1 protein-coding gene is annotated in these 1,327 nt (G+C 67.4%); it reads left to right on the top strand.

The features are described from left to right. Window positions 1-116 precede the first annotated feature (116 nt). Window positions 117-1,280, top strand: a complete 1,164-nt coding sequence (locus tag AC2CHG_RS31410) for a DDE-type integrase/transposase/recombinase (protein ID WP_484526209.1) — start codon at window positions 117-119, stop codon at window positions 1,278-1,280. Window positions 1,281-1,327: the final 47 nt, after the last annotated feature.

The following is a 1,327-nucleotide window of genomic DNA, read 5'->3' as shown; positions in this document are numbered from 1 at the left end:
GGGCTGTTCAGTCCCATGACATCTGTCAGCGTTGAAGTCCCGATACATGTGTCACGTGGTAGGGATCTTGGGTCGGGTGGTATGTGCTGCCGGGCATGGCTTCTCGGCGGCATGTGATGAACCTGCTGGACGCGCTGCTGGCGGCGGGGGTTCGGGTGAACGCGGCCGAGTTCGCGCGTGAGCACGGGGTGTCGGTGCGCACGGTGTACCGGCACCGCGCACGTATCCGGGCCGAGGGCCAGTGGCAGGAACGATCCCGGCGGCCGCGTAGCAGTCCGCGGGTCACGCCGCCGGAGGTGGACGCGTGGATCTGCAAACTGCGCGCTGAACTGGGCCCGGACAACGGGGCTGACTTCATCCGAGACGCGTTGGACGATGCGCGCCGGCGCACCGACGCGTCCTGGTCGGTGCCGTCACGCTCGACGGTCAACCGGGTGCTGGCCCGACATGACCTGCTCGTGGCTACTCCGGCTAAACGACCACGTAGTTCGTGGCGGCGTTTCAGCTATGCCCGGCCCCGCGACTGCTATCAGATCGACGCCACCGAAGTGAAACTCGCCGACGGCCGCACTGTCGTCGTCTTCGACGTCCTGGACGACTGCACCCGCACCCTGGTCGCCTGCCACGCCGCCGCCGCGGAGACCGCCCGAGCCGCGATCACCGCGATCAGACAGGCGTTCACCGCCTACGGCGTGCCGGCCATCGTGCTCAGCGACAACGGCATCGCGTTCACCAGCCGCCGGACCCGACCCGGATCAATCTCCACCTTCGTGCAGACCCTGATCGACCACGGCGCCCGCCCGATCAACTCCAGCCCCTACCACCCACAAACCTGCGGCAAGGTCGAACGCCACCACCAAACCCTCAAAAAATGGCTGAGCACCCAACCCCCACCACAGACCCTCACCGCCCTGCAAGCACTCCTGGACACCTACCGCCGCTACTACAACACCCAACGCCGCCACAGCGCCCTACCCCACCACACCACACCCGCCCACGCCTGGACCCACGCACCCACCCTCGGCGGACCCGCCAGCCCACCCCTGCAAACCGACGCCACCCTGCACCACTGCCCCGTGGCCAGCAACGGCGCCATCGCCGTCGCCGGACACCGCACCAGCGTCGGCACCACCCACGCCGGCACCACCGTCACCGCCATCCGCGACAACAACCACGTCACCATCTACCACCCCGACGGCCAACCCATCGGCTACCTCCACCTCAACCCCGACAAGAACTACATCCCCCTCACCCCCACCCCCACGATCCACAACCCCTGACACATCTATCGGGACTTCCCGTTGACACATGTCCCGGGACATGACAG

The sequence above is a fragment of the Micromonospora sp. ATLC20 genome (assembly GCF_057196585.1).
Note: the sequence above shows the minus strand (reverse complement) of the source record. Positions and strands in the feature narration are given on the sequence as shown.